Source organism: Rhodococcus sp. UNC363MFTsu5.1 (assembly GCF_000686785.1).
GTDB classification, from domain to species: Bacteria; Actinomycetota; Actinomycetes; order Mycobacteriales; family Mycobacteriaceae; genus Rhodococcus_G; species Rhodococcus_G maanshanensis.
In genome coordinates, this window is sequence record NZ_JMLO01000067.1 from 1 (window position 1) to 1,384 (window position 1,384).

Here is a 1,384-nt window from a genome sequence, read left to right on the forward strand (position 1 = left end):
ACCGGGCCACCGATATTGGTGGCGCCGTCCTTGAACTGCACCGTGCCCGAAGCAGCCGGAGCAACAGTCGCCTTCAACTCAACCGCCGCACCCACATTCGCCGTCGCCGGAACCGTGACCGTGGTGGTGGTCGCCTCATCGGGCACCGACACCGTCACCGTCGCCGCAACGGAGGTCGAACCGGTGAAACCGGCACCACCGGAGTACACAGCGGTGATCGACTTCGCGCCCGCACCAGCAAAGGTGTGGGACAGGGTCGCCACACCGGCGTTCACCGCAACCGGCCCACCGATGTTCGCGGCACCGTCCTTGAACTGCACCGTGCCCGAAGCAGCAGCCGGAGCAACAGTCGCCTTCAACTCAACCGCAGCACCGACATTCGCCGTCGCCGGAACCGTCAGCGTCGTCGTGGTCGCCTCATCAGGAACCGACACCGACACGTTCTGCGGCGCGGACTGCGATCCCTCGGCCTGTGCGGTCGCGAGGAACTTCGCGGACAGGGCGTGTGCGCCACCGGCCGTGGGAGTCCAGGCGTACGTCGCCGTGCCGTTGTTCAGGGTTCCCGTTCCGAGCTTGGTGGTGCCGTCGTAGAACTCGACGGTGTCACCGTTCGCGCCACCCGTGACGGTGGCACTGAGCGTCGCGGCCTGACCGACCTGAGCATTCGCAACCGCGGCCAGCATCGTCGTCGAAGCGTTCTTGCGAACGGTGACGGTCGGGCCCTTGCCGTCATAGGTGCCGCTGCCGAGCGTCCCGGAGTAGTGCACCGTCGTCATCAGCGGCACGCCGCGGGCGCAGTCGGCACCCACCTTGTACGAGAACTCAAAGGTCCGCAGGTTCGGCGAGATCTGCGGGTACAGCGCCCAGCTGCCCGCCACCTTCGCGAAGTCCGCGCCCTGGCTGTCGAGCCCGCGCGGGGAGCCGTCGACCTTCGCGGAGCCGTCCACGTAGGTCAGGCACGGCGGATGAACGTCCTTGACCTGCTGGATGTACTCGACGACCCCACCGGTCCGGTCGAAGACGGTCGTCGAGGTGACGGTGTCGCCCGCGGCCGGGGTGACATCACTGATCGTGCGGGTGATCCGCTCGTTCCCGTCATCCCAGGTCACCGAGCCCGGCGCCGCCGAAGCGACACCACCGGCCCCGAGACCGAGCGCCGCAACCGACACAGCGCTCACCGCCGCCACGCGACGCATCAACACACCGGACATGAACGTTCCTCCATTTGCAGCACCGAGCATTGTTGGATCAAAACAGAGCTAGAGAATCAGGAACCGAACTGGCTCGAACCGAACGACCCGTCACCACCGGCACCGGCCACCGTCACCGTGCTCGCCTGCGAACCCGCACCCGAGAAACCCGCGAACCCGGAGTACGACGCCGT

Annotated in this window: 1 protein-coding gene; it reads right to left on the reverse strand. The window is 67.1% G+C overall.

All coding sequences use genetic code 11. The annotated features are described in order from the left end of the window. On the reverse strand, positions 1–1,211 hold a 1,211-nt coding region (locus BR31_RS0125115; RefSeq protein WP_027503355.1), incomplete at its 3' end, for an Ig-like domain-containing protein. Positions 1,212–1,384 lie beyond the last annotated feature (173 nt).